At 41.3% G+C, this 19,147-nt stretch carries 15 protein-coding genes; 8 read left to right on the top strand and 7 right to left on the bottom strand.

Annotated elements, in window-relative coordinates; translation table 11 throughout:
• Positions 1-58: 58 nt before the first annotated feature.
• The 4 genes from ilvN to leuO all read right to left on the bottom strand — a co-directional run bounded on the left by ilvN (position 59) and on the right by leuO (position 5,773).
• Complete coding sequence (ilvN, locus tag PR809_RS12185) at positions 59-550, bottom strand: acetolactate synthase small subunit (RefSeq protein WP_004262045.1); 492 nt, start codon at positions 548-550, stop codon at positions 59-61.
• Positions 551-552: 2 nt separating this feature from the next.
• The gene (gene ilvI / locus PR809_RS12180; RefSeq protein ID WP_102137786.1) at positions 553-2,280 is read right to left on the bottom strand and encodes an acetolactate synthase 3 large subunit; all 1,728 of its coding nucleotides are present in this window, start codon (positions 2,278-2,280) and stop codon (positions 553-555) included.
• A 371-nt stretch (positions 2,281-2,651) separates the two neighbouring features.
• Positions 2,652-4,484, bottom strand: a complete 1,833-nt coding sequence (locus PR809_RS12175; protein ID WP_206276559.1) for an AMP-dependent synthetase/ligase — start codon at positions 4,482-4,484, stop codon at positions 2,652-2,654.
• Positions 4,485-4,804: 320 nt separating this feature from the next.
• Positions 4,805-5,773 carry a transcriptional regulator LeuO gene (gene leuO, locus PR809_RS12170; protein ID WP_102137382.1) on the bottom strand — a complete coding sequence of 323 codons (969 nt, stop codon included), beginning with the start codon at positions 5,771-5,773 and terminating at the stop codon, positions 4,805-4,807.
• A gap of 892 nt (positions 5,774-6,665) precedes the next feature.
• Between leuO and leuA the strand changes: the two genes are divergently transcribed.
• The 7 genes from leuA (at position 6,666) to PR809_RS12135 (ending at position 15,577) form a co-directional block, all read left to right on the top strand.
• Positions 6,666-8,243, top strand: coding sequence for a 2-isopropylmalate synthase (leuA, locus tag PR809_RS12165; RefSeq protein ID WP_166267630.1), 1,578 nt, complete (start codon positions 6,666-6,668; stop codon positions 8,241-8,243).
• Between the two features lie 2 nt (positions 8,244-8,245).
• Positions 8,246-9,334, top strand: coding sequence for a 3-isopropylmalate dehydrogenase (gene leuB / locus PR809_RS12160; RefSeq protein WP_102137380.1), 1,089 nt, complete (start codon positions 8,246-8,248; stop codon positions 9,332-9,334).
• Between the two features lies 1 nt (position 9,335).
• Entirely contained in the window at positions 9,336-10,739 is a 1,404-nt protein-coding gene (gene leuC / locus PR809_RS12155; protein ID WP_102137379.1) for a 3-isopropylmalate dehydratase large subunit, read from the top strand.
• 7 nt (positions 10,740-10,746) lie between these two features.
• Positions 10,747-11,352: a 3-isopropylmalate dehydratase small subunit gene (gene leuD / locus PR809_RS12150; protein WP_166267626.1), complete on the top strand. Its 606-nt coding sequence runs from the start codon at positions 10,747-10,749 to the stop codon at positions 11,350-11,352.
• A gap of 495 nt (positions 11,353-11,847) precedes the next feature.
• Positions 11,848-13,527 (top strand): HTH-type transcriptional regulator SgrR, encoded by a 1,680-nt coding sequence (sgrR, locus tag PR809_RS12145; RefSeq protein WP_166267624.1) that lies wholly within the window; start codon positions 11,848-11,850, stop codon positions 13,525-13,527.
• A gap of 560 nt (positions 13,528-14,087) precedes the next feature.
• Positions 14,088-14,774: a DNA mismatch repair endonuclease MutH gene (mutH, locus tag PR809_RS12140; protein ID WP_206276814.1), complete on the top strand. Its 687-nt coding sequence runs from the start codon at positions 14,088-14,090 to the stop codon at positions 14,772-14,774.
• A gap of 71 nt (positions 14,775-14,845) precedes the next feature.
• Entirely contained in the window at positions 14,846-15,577 is a 732-nt protein-coding gene (locus PR809_RS12135; protein ID WP_206276815.1) for a TerC family protein, read from the top strand.
• Here PR809_RS12135 and PR809_RS12130 read toward each other — a convergent pair.
• Complete coding sequence (locus PR809_RS12130) at positions 15,574-15,822, bottom strand: helix-hairpin-helix domain-containing protein (protein WP_166267618.1); 249 nt, start codon at positions 15,820-15,822, stop codon at positions 15,574-15,576. The genes PR809_RS12135 and PR809_RS12130 overlap by 4 nt on opposite strands.
• A gap of 162 nt (positions 15,823-15,984) precedes the next feature.
• On the opposite strand from PR809_RS12130, the gene PR809_RS12125 reads away from it, so the two are divergent.
• The gene (locus PR809_RS12125) at positions 15,985-16,860 is read left to right on the top strand and encodes an alpha/beta fold hydrolase (RefSeq protein ID WP_102137373.1); all 876 of its coding nucleotides are present in this window, start codon (positions 15,985-15,987) and stop codon (positions 16,858-16,860) included.
• 63 nt (positions 16,861-16,923) lie between these two features.
• Here the strand turns inward: PR809_RS12125 and PR809_RS12120 are convergent, their stop codons facing one another.
• Positions 16,924-17,703, bottom strand: a complete 780-nt coding sequence (locus tag PR809_RS12120) for an acetoin reductase (protein WP_102137372.1) — start codon at positions 17,701-17,703, stop codon at positions 16,924-16,926.
• Positions 17,704-18,038: 335 nt separating this feature from the next.
• Positions 18,039-18,959: an agmatinase gene (gene speB / locus PR809_RS12115; protein ID WP_102137371.1), complete on the bottom strand. Its 921-nt coding sequence runs from the start codon at positions 18,957-18,959 to the stop codon at positions 18,039-18,041.
• Positions 18,960-19,147 lie beyond the last annotated feature (188 nt).

The following is a 19,147-nucleotide window of genomic DNA, read 5'->3' as shown; positions in this document are numbered from 1 at the left end:
AGCCCCGAGTCATTCGGGGCCTTAAACGCGTTTATTCTACCTTCGGATGATAAATTTTTCATCGCATAATTTTATCACCGCGTGAAACACCGACGATCCCTGAGCGTACAACTTCAACAATTTCAGCAACACCACGTACTGATTCGATGAAAGCATCCAGTTTTTCGCTTGTTCCCGCTAGCTGAACGGTATAAAGCGTTGGAGTAACGTCAACAATTTGTCCACGGAAAATATCCGCACAACGCTTCACTTCGTCACGCCCATATCCAGAGGCTTGTAGCTTCACTAACATGATTTCACGTTCGATATGTGCTGACGCCGTCAGCTCACTGACACGCAACACATCAACCAATTTATGCAGTTGTTTCTCAATTTGCTCAAGAACCTTTGCATCCCCTTTCGTTTGGATAGTCATACGTGACAAGGTTGGGTCATCTGTTGGTGCAACGGTCAAACTTTCAATATTATAACCACGCTGAGAAAACAGACCGATGACACGGGACAAAGCACCTGATTCATTTTCTAATAAAACGGATAAAATACGACGCATGATCAGGTCCTCTCTGTTTTGCTCAACCACATTTCATCCATTGCACCACCACGGATCTGCATTGGATAAACGTGCTCAGTTTCATCAATATTGACATCAACGAAGACTAATCGCTGATTTTCATTCACTTCAACAAGGGCTTGTTTTAGTTTTTCTTCCAGTTCATCAGGTGTTGATATTGAAATACCAACGTGGCCATACGCTTGCGCTAACTTGATGAAATCAGGCAATGACTGCATGTAGGATTGTGAGTGACGGCCTTGATAAATCATATCCTGCCACTGCTTTACCATACCTAAGAAACCGTTGTTTAAATTGAGAACCAAAACCGGTAAGCCATATTGCAGAGCGGTTGAAAGCTCTTGGATGTTCATCTGGATGCTGCCATCCCCCGTCACACAGACAACGGTTGATTTTGGATGCGCTAATTTCACCCCTAATGCGGCAGGCAAACCAAATCCCATCGTTCCAAGCCCTCCTGAGTTTATCCAATGGCGAGGTTTATCAAAGGGATAATACAATGCCGCAAACATTTGGTGCTGCCCAACGTCAGACGTCACATAGGCTTCACCTTTTGTTAAACGGTAAATCATTTCAATGGCTTGTTGTGGTTTAACTTTGGTTTGGCTTGTTTCGTAGCGTAAGCATTGTTTACTACGCCATTGTTCAATTTCTTTCCACCATGAGGTGAGTGCTTGGCTATCTTGTTTAGCTGAAGCTTGGTCTAACTGACCTAACATTTGCTTTAATGTGAGTTTCGCATCACCCACGATTGGGATATCCGCATTAACTGTTTTTGAAATAGACGTTGGGTCAACATCAATTTGAATGACTGTCGCATTTGGGCAGTATTTTTCTAAATTGTTCGTTGTTCTATCATCAAAACGAACCCCAACGGCAAAAATCACATCAGAGTTGTGCATAACCTTGTTGGCTTCGTATGTTCCATGCATTCCAAGCATCCCGACAGACTGCTTGTGAGTTTCTGGGAAAGCCCCTAACCCCATTAAGGTTGATACCACTGGTAATTGCAGTTTTTCTGCCAACTCAATAAGTTCAGCAGAGCAATTCGCGTTAATCGCACCCCCGCCAATATAGAAAACTGGTTTTTTTGCCGAAACCAATTTGGTTAATGCTTTTTTGATTTGCCCTTTGTGGCCTTGCAACGTTGGGTTATAAGAACGCAAAGAAACGTTTTCGGGATAACGGTAAGCAAACTTTAAGGCAGGGTTAACGGTGTCTTTAGGGAAATCAATCACTACAGGACCGGGGCGCCCACTTGCCGCAATATAAAAAGCCTTCTTAATAGTTTCAGGAATTTCTTCTGCGCTTTTAATTAAAAAACTGTGTTTAACTATTGGCCTTGAGATCCCAACCATGTCGCACTCTTGGAACGCATCATTACCAATTAGCGAGCTTGCAACCTGCCCCGATAACACCACCATCGGTACAGAATCCATATACGCGGTCGCAATACCAGTAATAGCATTCGTTGCCCCAGGGCCGGATGTCACTAACACGACCCCAACATCCCCTGTTGAACGTGCATAACCATCCGCCATATGCACCGCAGCCTGTTCATGACGCACTAATATATGTTCTACCCCGCCAACTGTATGAAGTGCATCATAAATATCTAATACTGCACCGCCTGGATAACCAAACACGTGCTTTACTCCTTGGTCAATCAACGATTTGACGACCATTTCCGCTCCCGACAACATCTCCATGAGTTTGCCCCCAGACATTATTTGCAAGTGAAGAGGTATGATCTACCCCTTTATTTTTATCATTTAAATTATGAAATTCGTGCTATTAACATATCGCTCTGGCTGAAACGAAGCAAACACCATTTCAGTGCAAGGATCACGAAACTTTCACATCATCTTGAACATGGGTATTTGATAGATAAATTGACTGCAGATAAAAATAATGGGAGGAAAAATGACTGGTATGAATGAAAATACAGTGCCAATTTAATTAGTTGGCACCGTTAAAATTGTGATATTAAGCGATTATCTGAATAAATTGATAGAAATAGAACAAAAACAAGGCCCGACCTACCCATAATACGGGTAAGCCAGGTTACTTAAGTTATAAATTATTCTTTGTACATTGATTCAATTTCTAATTGATAGCGCTCAGAAATAATTTTACGTCGCAGCTTTAAAGTCGGTGTTAATTCGCCTTTTTCCATTGAAAAAGTTGTGGGTAACAAAGTAAAGCGCTTAACTTGGTGGAAGTTTTCGATATTTTTCTGTAAATCTCTTAAACGGTTTTCAAATAATGCCACAATATTCGAGTCTTTTAAGAGTTCTAAACGATCCCGATATTTCAAATTTATTGAGTTCGCATATTCTTCTAGGCTCTCATAGCAAGGTACGATCAGCGCTGAAACAAACTTGCGTGCATCGGCAATGACTGCAATGTGTTCAATAAACTTGTCTTGCCCTAATACGCCTTCAATCATTTGTGGTGCAATATATTTTCCGTTAGACGTTTTCATTAAATCTTTTAGTCTATCTGTAATATATAAATTGCCTTGTTCGTCAATTTTCCCTGCATCACCCGTTTTAAGCCAGCCATCTGCTGTAAACGTATCTAAGGTTTCAATCGGGCGGTTGTAATAGCCTTTCATAACCACCGGCCCTTTCACTTGTATTTCATCGTCCCTGCCAATACGCACTGAAACAGAAGATAGCGGTGTACCAATCGAGCCTAATGGGTATTTGCCTTCTTCCCAGCAAGATACCGTGGCGCAGGTCTCTGACATACCATAGCCATATTTGATGTTTACCCCTGCGGAAAGGAAAAACGCAATCACATCGTCATCTAGACGAGCGCCTGCGGCTGGCATGAAGCGAATTCGTCCACCTAATCCTTCACGAATTTTATTGAGTACCAGTTTATCGGCTATCGGGAAAATAGCGCGGTTAATAAAAGAGGGTTTGCGGCCTTTGGCTAAGGCTTTCACACGCTGCTTGCCAAGAGATATTGCGCAGCGAAATAGCGCTCTACGCACTAGAGGCGCTTTTGCTACTTTACTTTGTATTGCTGAATAAACTTTTTCATAAAAACGAGGAACCGCACACATCACTGTTGGTTTTACCTCAGCTAACGCTTCCCTGACCTGATTGGTGTCCGTTAAATAAACGTTTAGTGCGCCAACGTGCATAACGTAAAAGCTCCACGCACGTTCAAAAACATGTGAAAGTGGTAAGAAACTTAAAGAGACATCATCCGCAGTTAGTTGTAATCGTTCGTCATGGAGATACAGTTGCGCAGCCATGTTGTAGTAATCCAACATAACGCCTTTTGGTTCTCCGGTGGTGCCTGATGTATAGATGATGGTGAATAAATCACTGAGATTATGTGCAGCGATGCGTTCATCAAGTTCTGCTTGGTATGTCTCTTGTGATTGCGCCATAAAGGTGGATAAATGCAATGTGTCGATTGAGATATCAGCTAACTCAACATTGTCATTCATCACAACAATCGTCGTTAATTGAGGGCAAAGAGCGGGTAATTGGCATGCAACTTGATATTGCGCATCGTCCCCAACAAACAGCACTCTAATATTCGCGTCATTAATAATATACGCGGCTTGCTCGATACTGCTAGTTGCATAAAGTGGCACCGTGACTGCCCTAATTTGTAGCGCGGCAAAGTCAACCAATGACCAGTTCATACTGTTATGGGCAAATAACCCAATATTTTCTTGTGCGATAACGTTTAATGCTAAGAGACGCAGAGAAATCGCTGATGTACGATCGCCTACCTCACCCCACGTTAATGAGCTTCGTTGCCCGTTATCCCATTGACTGAAAGCTATCCGGTTCGCTGATTCGTGTGCAGTGACCCTGCTACGTAAGCGATTAACCAAGTGGTATGGATATAGATTTTCAGTAATCAAAGTGTATTCCCTATAAGTCATTATCGATATAAGTTACCCGGCACATTCACAAGCACTTAACCATTCTTATTATTTCAGCTTACAAGTGTTAGCTGAATATTCGCAGTGTATCGACTAAAGAGATGCGTGAAAAGCATTTATATGTAAATTTTTTGCAAATGTTATGTCTGCAACAAAACACATCATAGGGCTAACTATAATGAGTTAATTACCTTATTGGTGTGTATATTTATAAGTGCGTCTGCAAGAACATAGAGATTGTAAGCCTTAACAAAATGACTATTTATTTTTCATCATGTCTAGGACAGCCTACAACCTCTCACAATGTTTAAATAGGCGTTCTACGCTGCTGCGGCTTGTTCAGGGAGTTCTTCAATCAATTGGTTAAATTGGGATTTCATCCATTGATGGCCTTTATCTCTAACCGTTGATTCATGCCACGTTAAATAGCAAGGTAGTGAGTCCCTAAGCCAAGGTAATGTTAATGTACGTAATTTCAGTTGGCCAAAGTAATGACCTACTAGCCATTTGGGTACAATAGCCACGAGATCCGTTTGAGCAACAATGCTCAATACACTATTTAAGTCAGTACCTTGATAGCTAATCGTATGCGATAACTCAGTATTATTGTAATAAGGTTTACTAAATGACCCCATGTTATCCATCGACATAATGGCATGACGTTCATTATTTAGTTCAATTTCAGAAATTGAATTACCAATACGTGGATGATGATTTGCAACTACTAAGACCAATTCATCATCAAATAAAACTTGATGTTGGAACTCTGCCTTTTCTAATTGGTTATAGCCAAGGAAAAAATCCATTTCTTGGTATTTTAATTGATGAGCAATCTTATTATCCATGAAAGAGTGGATAACTATATTAATATTAGGCGAGACTACCTTAAATTTTTCGACAATAATAGCAGCCAGACGAATGTCTAATGGCGAACAAATAGATAAATTAAATACTCGCTCACTATTTTGCGGATTAAAGCCTGCACTAGGTAACTCATTATGAACTAATTGTAATGCTTGCCTAATAGGCCCGAACAGTTGCTTAGCACGAGATGTCGGCTGAATACCACGCCCATAGCGCACAAACAATTCATCATTAAACATTGATTTTAAACGTGAAACTGCATTACTCACTGCAGGCTGAGACATCCCTAGAACTTGCGCCGCTTTTGTTACGTTTTGCATCTGCATCACTACGTCAAAAACCGTTAATAGGTTGAGGTCAACATTACGCAAATGAATATCGCTACTGTCTTTTTTAGCTGTTGAAATTGTATCAAAATCAGTCATTTTTTACTCCACTAATATATTTATCATTTTTCATTAACGAAAAGAGTCATTCATCTTAAAAACCGACGAATATATAAATTCATTAAATATTATTCTTAAAACAACTTATAGATAATAAGCTATTTCGCTTTCCCTGCATTTATTAAAACGACGTTTATATTACTTAACCTATTAATTAAACTTGCAGTATAAATATCATTATAAAACGTAAATATTCATCAACATAATGAATGATAACCACTTATTAGCCTTTCGCTCACTCACCATAAAAATAATAAAGCAATTTTTGCAAGAAATCATAATAAATCGCATTTAGAATCAATAAATATTCTCATTATCAGATTATTTTTTAAATACTCATTTATTAGATAATTAACTTAATTAAAAAGCATTGGCGAAGATGATTTATTCCCTGTATTGAGTCTCATTTCACATCAAAACAATAAAAACCACATAAAAATCAATGAGTTTAATCAAAACAACACTCAACCACACTTAACGAAAGAATTTTACCCTTATAACTACATAGAAATCCAGATAAAACAGAAGAGATACACCAAAAAAATAGCAACAACCACCAAGCGCGAGCCATAATTCATGATTGGTAAAAATATGCTAAAAATCTATGATTGACATTAACTTTAAGATAACGTATCAATAAATACAGTTTGATTAAGATACTCAAGAGAGACAGTTAAAATGACATTTTCTATTCGCCTACTAAGCCTACTACTACTCGCATTAAATTTGCGCGGTATGCTTATGGACGAAAAATAGAAATAAACTGTCCACAAACATGAAGAACCCGCGCAACCCGCGGGTTTTTTTATGCCTGCGGCTTTGGAAGAACATAACGCTAAGTAAAAACAAAATTCGATATGAGGAACACAATATGAGCAACCAAGTCATTATCTTCGATACCACCTTACGCGACGGTGAGCAGGCATTACAGGCAAGTTTGTCAGTCAGAGAAAAATTACAAATCGCCTTCGCATTAGAGCGTTTAGGCGTTGATATCATTGAAGCTGGTTTCCCAGTCTCTTCACCGGGTGACTTCGAATCTGTTCAAACTATCGCGAGAGAAATAAAAAATAGCCGAATTTGTGCATTAGCGCGTTGTATTGAAAATGATATTGATGTGGCCGCAGAGTCATTAAAAGTTGCCGAAGCTTTCCGTATTCATATTTTCTTAGCCACCTCCAACTTGCATATGGAGAAAAAATTAAATAAATCATTTGATGGTGTAATGGATATGGCAATCAACTCCATCAAGCGCGCTAGACGCTATACCGACGACGTTGAATTCTCCTGTGAAGACGCCGGCCGTACTGATCCCGACAATTTGTGCCGCATTGTAGAAACCGCGATTAATGCAGGCGCAACCACGATTAACATTCCAGATACTGTCGGTTATACAACACCTTACCAGTTTGGTGGCATTATCACTGATTTGTATAACCGAGTGCCTAATATTGATAAAGCCGTTATTTCTGTTCATTGCCATGATGATTTAGGGATGTCCGTTGCTAACTCAATCAGTGCCGTGCAAGCCGGTGCCCGCCAAGTAGAAGGTACCATCAACGGCTTAGGTGAACGCGCAGGTAATACGGCATTAGAAGAAGTGATTATGGCCATTAAATTGCGCGAACAAATGTTGAATGTGCATACCAATATTAATCACAAAGAAATTTACCGTACCAGCCAACTAGTTAGCCAATTATGTAATACACCAATCCCAGCCAATAAAGCGGTTGTCGGCAGCAACGCATTTGCTCACTCATCAGGAATTCACCAAGATGGTGTGCTGAAAAACCGTGAAACCTACGAAATTATGACGCCAGAGTCCATTGGTTTAAAAGAACAGCAATTGAATTTAACCTCACGTTCTGGCCGCGCCGCTGTTAAGCACCGTATGGAGGAGATGGGGTATCACGAAGGTAAAGATTTCAAATTGGATGAATTGTATACTGCATTTTTGAATTTAGCCGATAAAAAAGGCCAAGTCTTTGACTATGACTTAGAAGCTTTGGCTTTCTTCACAAAACAACAAGATGAGACTGACCACTTCGTCATGGACTATTTCAGTACACAATCAGGCTCGAGTATCGTCGCAACAGCGACAGTCAAAATGCAGTGTGGCGATGAAGTAAAATCTGAAGCGGCAACCGGCAATGGCCCTGTTGATGCCATCTATCAAGCCATCAGCAACATTACCCAATTCCCTATGAAATTAGTCTCTTATCAGTTATCGGCTAAAGGCCACGGTGAAAATGCATTAGGCCAAGTGGATATCGTGGTTGAGTGCCATAACCGTAAGTTCCACGGGATGGGGTTAGCGACAGATATCGTCGAATCATCAGCAAAAGCCATGGTGCATGTGTTGAATAGCATTTGGCGCTCAGAGCAAGTTGAAAAAGAAAAACAAAAAATAAATCAAGAATCACAATCAAACACAAAGGAAGCTGTTTAACAATGTCTAGTTATAAAATTGCCGTATTACCGGGTGATGGCATCGGTCCAGAAGTGATGGCGCAAGCTCACAAGGTTTTAGCTGCTATCAGCAAACGTTTTGCAGTAACAATCAACACCACTGAGTATGATGTGGGCGGTGCGGCAATCGACAAACACGGTGAGCCATTACCACAGGCCACTGTAAAAGGTTGTGAGGAAGCGGATGCTGTCTTATTTGGTTCTGTCGGTGGGCCGAAATGGGAACACTTGCCACCCGACAGCCAGCCTGAGCGTGGTGCATTATTACCTTTACGTAAGCATTTTAAATTATTCAGTAATTTACGCCCTGCTCGTTTATATCAAGCATTAGAAGCATTTTGCCCATTACGTGCAGACATCGCAGCTCAAGGCTTTGATATTCTTTGTGTACGTGAATTAACCGGTGGGATTTACTTCGGTCAACCCAAAGGCCGTAAAGGTGAAGGCCAAGAAGAGTATGCATTTGATACTGAAGTTTATCACCGCTATGAAATCGAGCGCATTGCACGTATTGCGTTTGAATCGGCTCGCAAACGTAATAACAAAGTCACATCAATTGACAAAGCAAACGTATTGCAAAGCTCAGTATTATGGCGTGAAGTGGTCAATCAAATCGCAAAAGAATATCCAGATGTTGAAGTCAGCCATATGTATATTGATAACGCGGCCATGCAAATGATCAAAGCCCCATCTCAGTTTGATGTGGTGTTATGTTCTAACTTGTTCGGCGATATCATTTCTGATGAATGTGCGATGATCACTGGCTCCATGGGCATGCTGCCTTCTGCGAGCTTGAATGAAGCAGGATTTGGTTTGTATGAACCTGCGGGCGGCTCTGCACCAGATATTGCTGGAAAAAATATTGCTAACCCAATCGCACAAATTTTATCTGCTTCCATGCTGCTAAGATTTAGCTTAGACCAAGCCGATGCCGCAGATGCCATCGAACGCGCAGTCAATAAAGCCTTAGAAGAAGGTTATAGAACATCAGACTTAGCAGGTGCAGGTCAGTCAATAAGTACCAGTGAAATGGGCGATATTATTGCTCGTTATATTGCAGAAGGGGTTTAACATGGCCAAGACTTTATATCAAAAATTGTATGATGCCCACGTTGTCCGTGAGGTCGAAAATGAAATCCCTTTGATTTATATCGATCGCCATTTGGTGCATGAAGTGACATCACCTCAAGCCTTTGACGGTTTGAGAACTAAAAACCGCCCGTTGCATCAGCCAAGTAAAACATTTGCAACAATGGATCACAACGTATCGACACAAACCAAAGATATCAATGCTTGTGGTGATATGGCCCGCATTCAAATGCAAGAATTAATGAAGAACTGTAAAGAGTTCGGCGTAACTTTGTATGATTTGAATCACCCATACCAAGGTATTGTCCATGTGATGGGGCCTGAGCAAGGTATTACTTTGCCCGGTATGACCATTGTATGTGGCGATTCCCACACCGCAACACACGGCGCATTTGGCTCATTAGCTTTTGGTATCGGCACATCTGAAGTTGAGCACGTGATGGCGACTCAAACGCTGAAACAAGCACGCGCTAAAACAATGAAAATTGAAGTCGTAGGCAAAGCTCCAGCAGGTATTACCGCAAAAGATATCGTGTTAGCCATTATCGGTACAACTGGCAGCGCAGGCGGTACTGGCTATATTGTTGAATTTTGCGGTGAAGCCATCGAAAACTTGAGTATGGAAGGCCGTATGACCGTCTGTAATATGGCTATCGAGTTAGGCGCAAAAGCCGGGATCATCGCCCCGGATGAAACCACCTTTGCCTATATGAAAGGCCGCCAATTTGCGCCTAAAGGCCAACAATGGGACGACGCAGTTGCTTATTGGAAAACATTAAAAACCGATGACGATGCTAAGTTCGATAAAATCATCACAATTCAGGCTAGTAGCATCGCACCACAAGTTACTTGGGGAACCAACCCTGGGCAGGTGATTGCCATCAACCAACCGATCCCTGCTCCTGAGTCATTTGCAGACCCCGTTGAGCGAGCATCTGCTGAAAAAGCATTAGCTTACATGGGGTTAGAGTCTGGCATTAAATTATCTGACGTCAAAATTGATAAAGTCTTTATTGGCTCATGCACGAATTCACGTATTGAAGATTTACGTGCTGCCGCTGCAATTGCCAAAGGCAAAAAAGTGGCGAATGGCGTACAAGCCATTGTTGTTCCCGGATCTGGCCCAGTTAAGGCCCAAGCTGAGCAAGAAGGTTTGGATAAAATCTTTATTGAAGCGGGCTTTGAATGGCGCTTACCAGGCTGCTCCATGTGTTTAGCGATGAATAATGACCGTTTAAACCCAGGCGAGCGCTGTGCATCAACCAGTAACCGTAACTTTGAAGGCCGCCAAGGTCGTGCTGGTCGTACCCACTTGGTTAGCCCAGCAATGGCAGCCGCTGCGGCGATTAATGGCCATTTTGCTGATGTACGTGATATTCAAATCTAAGGAGAAAATGATGGAAAAGTTTATTACACACGTCGGGATTGTCGCTCCTTTAGATGCAGCAAATGTTGATACTGATGCCATTATCCCTAAGCAATTTTTACAAAAAGTCACGCGGACGGGTTTTGGCCAACATTTGTTTAATGACTGGCGTTTTTTAGATGAGAACGGGCAACAGCCTAATCCTGATTTCGTATTAAATAAACCAGTTTTCAAAGGGGCAAGTATTTTATTAGCTCGTGAAAACTTTGGTTGTGGCTCATCTCGTGAGCACGCACCTTGGGCATTAACTGACTTTGGTATTCAAGTGGTTATCGCCCCAAGTTTTGCTGATATTTTTTATGGTAACTCGTTCAATAACCAATTATTACCAATTAAATTAAGTGAAACCGAAGTGGATGAGCTGTTTAATTATGTTAATAGCCATGAAGGTTGCCAATTTACGGTGGACTTAGAAGCCCAAACCGTGACCGCAGGAGATAAAACCTATCATTTTGAAATCGACAGCTTCCGCCGCCACTGCATGATGAATGGTTTGGATAGCATTGGTTTGACACTGCAACATGTCGACCAAATCAAGGATTTTGAAAGCAAGATCCCATCATTTATGCAATAAATCCTTTTCTACGCCTACTTTGGTGGGCGTAGTTCCTCTTTTAGCTCTAATTCTCCAACTAAACCGCCTACTTCGCACCAAAAATGCGGAATTAATCCTTATTAACAAATTTACGACCTAAAAGTACTTCCCCATTAAATTCTTCCTGTATAATTAACCTAAATATTTTGCCCACCACAAAATTTACTTTTACTTTTACTTAACTATTTTTTCTAAATAGTTTGTGTTGTGGCAAGGCGGCAAACGAGGATATCCCTAGGAGCATACACCAGTATGTGACTAGGGTAGCGGAGTGAAGCTAACACAGCCACGGCGCAAAATATGACGAAAAAATAAAAAAAAGCCGGTAAAAACCGGCTCGGTGATAAACACCATTACTCTAAATGGGGGAGTCGGTCGGCAACATGCAGACCAAACGAGCTACTTACTGCCTTCTATTATCGTGAGATTTTAGGAAATTAAAATTGATGTATTTTTTGCCGGAGTTCCTCTTTTATGTCTAATTCTCGATTACAAACCCAATTTATTCGTCTCTGGCAACATTTTCAGGGCCAAGACAGTGAAACAACGCTGCAAGATATCGCTGATACGCTGTTTTGCTCTCGCCGTCATGTTCGGACACTGCTTAATAATATGCAATCACACGGTTGGCTTAGCTGGCAAGCAGAGTCTGGTCGAGGAAAGCGCTCCACTCTTATTTTCCATGTTAATGGCTTAGAGCTACAACAGGCACAGGCTGAACAATTACTCAAAGAAGAAAGTATTGAGAAATTGGTTGCACTGGTTGGTGATAAGGAAACCATTCGCCAAATGGTATTGTCTGAACTGGAACGCAGCTATCGACAAGGTAAAAACTTATTACGGATTATTTATTATCGTGATTTTCCGACACTGCTTCCCGGTGCGCCAATGCGCCGCTCAGAAATTCACTTAATGAGCCAAATATTTAATGGCCTTACCCATATAAATGAGGAAAAAGGGGAAGTGGAAAATGGCCTTGCCCACCATTGGCAGTCCGCCAATGAGACCCAATGGCGTTTCTATTTACGCCCCGCTATTTATTTCCATCATGGGCGAGAAATGGTTGCTGACGATATTATCTATTCCCTTTTACGCTTAAAAACCTGTTGGCCTCTGTTCTCTCATATACAATCCGTCAGCTCACCACACCCTTATGTTATTGATATCACGTTAAGTGAGCCTGATAAACAACTGCCTTGGTTGTTAGGCAGCCATCATGCGGCTATTTTACCGAAGGAGTGGGAGAGCCTAGAAAACTTTAGCCGTTGCCCAATCGGCACGGGACCTTATCAAGTGGAAAAAAACTTGCCACAAAAACTCACTATTACGGCTTTTGACCGCTATTTTGGTTATCGTGCGCTGCTTGATGAAGTGACTATTTGGGTGGTTCCTGAACTCTCAGAACAAATGGTTTGTACGACATTAAAAATGGATGGTGATAAGCACCATAATGGCTCGCTCGAAAGCCGTATGGAAGAAGGCTGTTATTTTCTGTTAATGGACCAGCGTTCAACCATTACTCAGCGTGAAGATGTCCGTAAATGGTTGTGTAGCTTTTTAACCCCAATTAACCTGCTTGCCCACTGTGAGCCGTTTTATCAGCGCCATTGGGCCCCTGCTTATGGCCTGTTACTCCATTGGCACCACAGTAAAATGCTAACCTTGTTCCCTAAGCCTGAAGATTTAACAGAGCTAACTGTCACTTTTTATCGCAACCACCATGAGTTCTATGCGATTAGCCAAATCATGAAACGCGTGTTGCAGCAACAAGGTGTGGAGCTCAAGATCAATATTATTGATTACGATGATTGGTTTAATGGCAATGGGCAAAGTGATATCTGGTTAACAACCGCTAACTTTTTTAAACCTCTTGAGTTTTCCATTTTTGCAACCTTGTACGAAATGCCGTTGTTACGTCAGTGCCTTAATAACCCCCTCAGTGATGAACTCAATCTATGGCGTAATAACCAATTAGATGTTGAAGCTTGGTGTGAAAGCTTAATTGACTCACAAATTTTTCACCCCATCTTTCATCATTGGCTCGAACTGCAAGGCCAAAACACCATGCGCGGTGTACGGATGAACACCTTTGGCTGGTTTGATTTTAAATCCGCCTGGTTTAAACCTTCTGAGGATAACCTAACAAAATATTGATAGTTATGAACAGATAAAATGAATAATAAGGATGTTATTCACTTTTTCTGTGGATATCCATGTGAACAACCTCATGGTAATCAGGGTATATCCCCAAATCACTTTTTTATCAGAAAAAAGAAAAATTAAATAATCACTGATAAATCAAATAAATAAATAACGAGAAATCAGTTTATCCACTGACTATTTTTTTTACTAAAATGCCTAAGACTTCAACTGAGCAAAGATCAAACAACGTTGTATTTATCCACAAGATATGTGCTTAACTTACTCATATTCTGTGACTCTCGTCATAAAAACCGTTTCGTCAAGGCTGTAAATACACACAGTAATCTCGATTTTTCACAGTTATCCAGAAATCCTGTGGATAACCTAGTGCATGATCCTGTGATTATCTTGGGATGAACTTGAATAACCTCTGTAATAATTTATAATTCAGATGAATAAATAACATTATATTCATATATATCATATAGTTAAAAATACCATAGAAAAAGTGTTATACTTCTTAAGTTATATGTATTTCCACTGGCTACTTTTTATACATTACTATTCAAACCATGACGCCATTTATTGCACCGCCACCACCAGATAACGAAGCGACCTTAATGGCCCGAGCGCAAGCTCTTGCTGGCTACACGCTTGGTCAACTCGCCCAACATGCAGCGATCCCTATTCCTCCTGATCTCAAGCGAGACAAAGGCTGGGTTGGCATGTTATTGGAATATTATTTAGGCGCGAGCGCGGGAAGTAAGGCAGAGCAAGATTTCGCCCATATTGGTATTGAATTAAAAACTATTCCTATTGACCGTCATGGTGCTCCACTCGAAACCACCTTTGTTTCTGTTGCACCGTTAACGGGAAATAGCGGCTTAACATGGGAAAATAGCCATGTTCGCCGCAAACTATCCCGTATTTTATGGTTTCCTATCGAAGGGGAAAGGCAAATTCCGCTCTCACAGCGCCGAGTCGCAAACCCATTAATCTGGAGCCCCTCCCCCTTAGAAGAGCAGTTACTACGACAAGATTGGGAAGAGTTAATGGATCTCATTGTGTTAGGCAAAGTGGAAAGTATCACTGCACGTCATGGGCAGGTATTACAGATCCGCCCTAAAGCGGCGAACAATAAAGCATTAACTGAAGCTATTGGTGAGTTTGGTCAACCTATTATGACGCTACCTCGTGGCTTTTATCTAAAAAAGGATTTTACAGGCCCGCTGTTAGCACGGCATTTTAGTTTATCTTAATCAACAAGGTGTCGCCTGTACCAAAGCAGACGATAAAAATTTATCACTGTTTCATTGTAGAAGGTGCACAGATGTTTGAGTGGATACTCGACCCCAATGCATGGATGGCACTTGCCACCCTAACCATATTAGAAATTGTCCTAGGCATCGATAATATTATTTTTCTGAGTATTGTGGTGAGCAAGCTTCCGAGCCACCAGCAAAATAGTGCCAGACGGACGGGCCTTATTGCAGCAATGGTGATGCGCCTTGCGCTATTGGCTTCGATTGCTTGGTTATCACGCCTTACCACCCCACTTTTTACAGTTGCTGACCATGTGGTATCTGCACGCGATCTCATATTATGCGCAGGTGGAATATTCCTTATTTGGAAAGCAAGCCAAGAAATTTTTGAAGTCATTGAAGGAGAAGGTGAAAATAATCTAGCCAATAAGAAAGTGAGCTCATTTTGGGGCGCTATCGTACAAATTGCTTTATTAGACATTATCTTCAGTTTAGATTCAGTGATCACCGCGGTGGGGCTTTCAGACCACTTATTTATCATGATGGCAGCAGTGGTCATCGCTGTACTCATTATGATGCTTGCGGCCAAACCCATTGGCGACTTTGTTGAACGTTACCCTTCCGTAAAAATCTTGGCCTTATCATTTTTGATTTTAGTTGGCTTCACATTGCTGCTTGAAAGTGTTCAAGTCCATGTTTCTAAAGGCTACATTTATTTTGCTATGTTTTTTTCTATGGCAGTGCAAGTTCTCAATATCTTGCGCAGTAAGAAATGGAAAACCAGAAACCAAACTGATTAAGATGGCAATCTAACCGCTTGTTTAGCCGCTAAAATAGCCCCTTCTACCGCTTTTTTTGCTTGTGGGCTATTTTTCCAGCAGCTTGAGCCTGTTAATGCGGCTCCAGAAATTAAAATTTCATCATAGGAGGCTTCACTTAATTGTGCGAGTGAACTAAACCCCATTTGTTCTAAACGGCTAATCACCATGGGGCCAACACCTTTGACAGCCAATAAAATCTGTTTTTCTGATTCGGAAAATGCCATTTGACGATCCTCTTGTGAATGAATTGATATTTATTAAGCGAATATTTTGCATTTTACCTATTTAATACTTTAAAATTGCAACTATAACAATGCCAGTTTTAATAATTATTAACTGACCTATCTTATCACCCATCTGTACCTGCTTTGTGTTAGGAATTCACCATGTATAACGCGCCACTGACCAACCCACATCAACACACGATGCAATTACCTGATAGCCGTCAATTTTGCTGGTTTGAGTCGGGCCCTAAAACAGGCTTTCCTGTTATTTTTTGTACCGGTGCGGGTATGAGTGGTTCATTAGGATTTGGTTTGGATTTACTCGAACAACTGAATATTCGTTTGATTGTTCCTGAACGTGCGGGGCTTGGTGAGTCAACATTTCACCCTGAAAAATCATTAAAAAATTTTGCTATGGATGTTCAAGCACTGTTAGATAAGCAGTCCATTACTCAATATTCTGTCATCGGTTTTTCTCAAGGTGCTGTTTTTGCCATGGCTATCGCTCACTATTGCCAACCTATCTCACTGTCTATTGTGTCAGGGCAAGACCAATTTGAATACCCTGCAACTCGCGCAATACTCAGTGCTGATATCGTGAACATGCAAGAGCAAGCCCTTAACAGCCCTGAAGCGCTGTCTGATTGGCTATTAAAAAATGTCACTGGTGAGTGGCTATTGGCGTTTATTCTTAATTGCAGTGCAGAAATCGACCAACAACTCTACAATGAAGAACATTTCCTTGAGGCATATAGCCATTGCATGCGACGTGCTTTCGCCCAAGGCAACCAAGGATATGTTCAAGACTTATTAATTGCATTGCAGAAATGGGAATTCGCCCCTGAAACGACCTGCGTGCCCGTCTCTTTATGGTATGGCGAACTCGATATGAGCACAGTCCATTCCCCTGATTTTGGCAAAATATTAGCCAGCCGTTTTCCCAATTGCCAACATCATTTATTAAGCGATGAGGGAGGCTCACTACTTTGGACACAAGCGGAAGCTATTTTAGCCGATATTCAGCAGCATGCTGCATAAGCAAAAACCGCGATGAGTTATTCATCGCGGCTATTATTTACACCCTAAATTCACATGAGTGAATTAACGATAGACAATCCCACCGTCAGTCAAAATAGATTGACCAGTAATATAGTCAGAGTCATCGCTTGCTAAGAATGCCACTAGACCCGCGACATCATCAGGGGTTTGAGCACGACCAAGCGCGATCCCTTCAACATATTTTTTGTAAGTTTCACCTTTTGGCGCTCCTGTAATTTCAGCGAAGCGCTCATCGATTTCCACCCACATATCAGTACCAACAATACCAGGGCAATACGCATTCACCGTTATACCTGAGCTTGCGTATTCTTTGGCCGCGGCTTGGGTTAACGCACGAACCGCAAATTTAGTTGCAGAGTACACACCTAACATCGCGAAACCATCATGCCCTGCAATAGAGGATGCATTGATGATTTTCCCTTTATGTTTACGTTCTTGGAATTTCTCGCTCGCGGCTTGAATACCCCACATGGTGCCATCTACGTTAATTTTGAAGATTAAATCCATATCTTCTTGGCGAACATCAGCGATTGGCTTAACTTGTGCAATCCCTGCGTTGTTAATCATTACATCAAAACCACCTAACTCCGCTTCTGCATGAGCCACCGCGGCAAAGACTTGGTCACGCTGACTGATATCTGCAGCAAATGTGGTAACTTTACGGCCTAATGCTTCAATTTCTTTGGCAACATCTTGGAGTTTGTCTTTTTTCAAATCCACCAGTGCGATATCAGCCCCTTCTTTCGCTAAACGCAGTGCGATACCACGACCAATACCCTGCGCTGCACCAGTAACTAAAATAACTTTATTATTTAACGCCATACTTATCTCCTACTGAATAATAGCCAAATTGACTAGTCCACCAATCCTCATAAGTTAACAATAATAACAACAAGTTACAAAGTAATGATTTTTACCTACTATTCCTAACTAATAAAAAACATTTCACTATTGAGACTGTGAATATTTTTTATTTACCAAAGAAAAAGGTATGAATAATGAAATTCGAAGATAATCTTTAATAAAAATCATTCTCAATAAGATAAACAAAAAATGCTATTCCTTTAACTTTGTACGATTAACAAACGATTTAATGAGGTTTGAATATAAAAAAGCCACCGAGTAGGTGGCTTTTGTTCGCGTAAACGTTAAATTGTTTATTTTTTAGCGGCTTGAATATATAACATTTCTAATGCGATAGATGCGGCGGCTAATGCTGTGATCTCAGATTGGTCATAAGCGGGAGCGACTTCCACTAAATCCATACCCACGATATTTAATGACTGTATTCCACGCAATAATTTCAATGCACGATCTGACGTTAAACCACCAATAACAGGGGTTCCCGTTCCCGGCGCAAAGGCAGGGTCAAGGCAGTCAATATCGAAAGTCAGATAAACAGGCATATCGCCAACAATCTCTTTGATCTGTGCAACCATGTCATCCACACTGCGATCATTCACCTGAGCTGCATCCAGTACAGTAAAACCATTGTCGCTGTCATGTTCAGTACGAATACCAATTTGCACTGAATGAGTTGGGTCGATTAGGCCTTCTTTTGGCGCATGATAGAACATGGTTCCGTGGTCAAACTTGCTACCATTACCGTAAGTATCTGTATGTGCATCGAAATGAACTAAGGCCATTTTCCCAAAGTGTTTCGCATGAGCACGCAGCAATGGCAATGTAACGAAGTGGTCGCCACCAAAGGTCAAGCAACGTTTACCTGATTCAAGCAGTTTTTCAGTATGGGCTTGCAGTTTGTCACTCATATCTTGTGCATCACCGAAAGCAAATACCACGTCACCACAGTCAACCACATTTAAACGTTCAGTTAACTTAAAGTTCCATGGCCAGCGGTGGCTTTCCCACGCAAGATTCGTGGAAACTTGGCGAATTGCAGCTGGCCCATGACGGCTACCAGCACGACCAGAGGTTGCCATATCAAACGGTACACCGGTGATCACCCACTCTGCATCTGAGCTATAAGGCTGAAAATTCAGCGGAAAACGTAAGAAACCAAATGCGTTAGAAACCAGTGAGTTATCAACTTGATTACCTAAAGTACTATTAATCATTTCTGTTCCTCAAAACGGGCCGGCCCATTAGCAAGCCCTTTTAATATTCAATTCGAATAGTTTTTACCTAATTAACTTCGCACAGTATAAATAATAAACAAATCATGTTATTTGCACAAAGTTATTATCTGTTCAGTATCTTAATACGTTATGACTCATATAGTGCGCTAAATAGTTCGTGCTGTCGC

Origin of the sequence: Providencia sp. PROV201 (assembly GCF_028479545.1) — a bacterium.
Classification (GTDB): domain Bacteria; phylum Pseudomonadota; class Gammaproteobacteria; order Enterobacterales; family Enterobacteriaceae; genus Providencia; species Providencia huaxiensis.
This window is presented reverse-complemented; position numbering and strand designations above follow the sequence as displayed.

Coding starts and splice junctions, on each gene's coding strand:
- ilvN (WP_004262045.1), bottom strand. CDS start 550: ATGCGTCGTATTTTATCCGTTTTATTAGAAAATGAATCAGGTGCTTTG.
- ilvI (WP_102137786.1), bottom strand. CDS start 2,280: ATGGAGATGTTGTCGGGAGCGGAAATGGTCGTCAAATCGTTGATTGAC.
- PR809_RS12175 (WP_206276559.1), bottom strand. CDS start 4,484: ATGACTTATAGGGAATACACTTTGATTACTGAAAATCTATATCCATAC.
- leuO (WP_102137382.1), bottom strand. CDS start 5,773: ATGACTGATTTTGATACAATTTCAACAGCTAAAAAAGACAGTAGCGAT.
- leuA (WP_166267630.1), top strand. CDS start 6,666: ATGAGCAACCAAGTCATTATCTTCGATACCACCTTACGCGACGGTGAG.
- leuB (WP_102137380.1), top strand. CDS start 8,246: ATGTCTAGTTATAAAATTGCCGTATTACCGGGTGATGGCATCGGTCCA.
- leuC (WP_102137379.1), top strand. CDS start 9,336: ATGGCCAAGACTTTATATCAAAAATTGTATGATGCCCACGTTGTCCGT.
- leuD (WP_166267626.1), top strand. CDS start 10,747: ATGATGGAAAAGTTTATTACACACGTCGGGATTGTCGCTCCTTTAGAT.
- sgrR (WP_166267624.1), top strand. CDS start 11,848: ATGTCTAATTCTCGATTACAAACCCAATTTATTCGTCTCTGGCAACAT.
- mutH (WP_206276814.1), top strand. CDS start 14,088: ATGACGCCATTTATTGCACCGCCACCACCAGATAACGAAGCGACCTTA.
- PR809_RS12135 (WP_206276815.1), top strand. CDS start 14,846: ATGTTTGAGTGGATACTCGACCCCAATGCATGGATGGCACTTGCCACC.
- PR809_RS12130 (WP_166267618.1), bottom strand. CDS start 15,822: ATGGCATTTTCCGAATCAGAAAAACAGATTTTATTGGCTGTCAAAGGT.
- PR809_RS12125 (WP_102137373.1), top strand. CDS start 15,985: ATGTATAACGCGCCACTGACCAACCCACATCAACACACGATGCAATTA.
- PR809_RS12120 (WP_102137372.1), bottom strand. CDS start 17,703: ATGGCGTTAAATAATAAAGTTATTTTAGTTACTGGTGCAGCGCAGGGT.
- speB (WP_102137371.1), bottom strand. CDS start 18,959: ATGATTAATAGTACTTTAGGTAATCAAGTTGATAACTCACTGGTTTCT.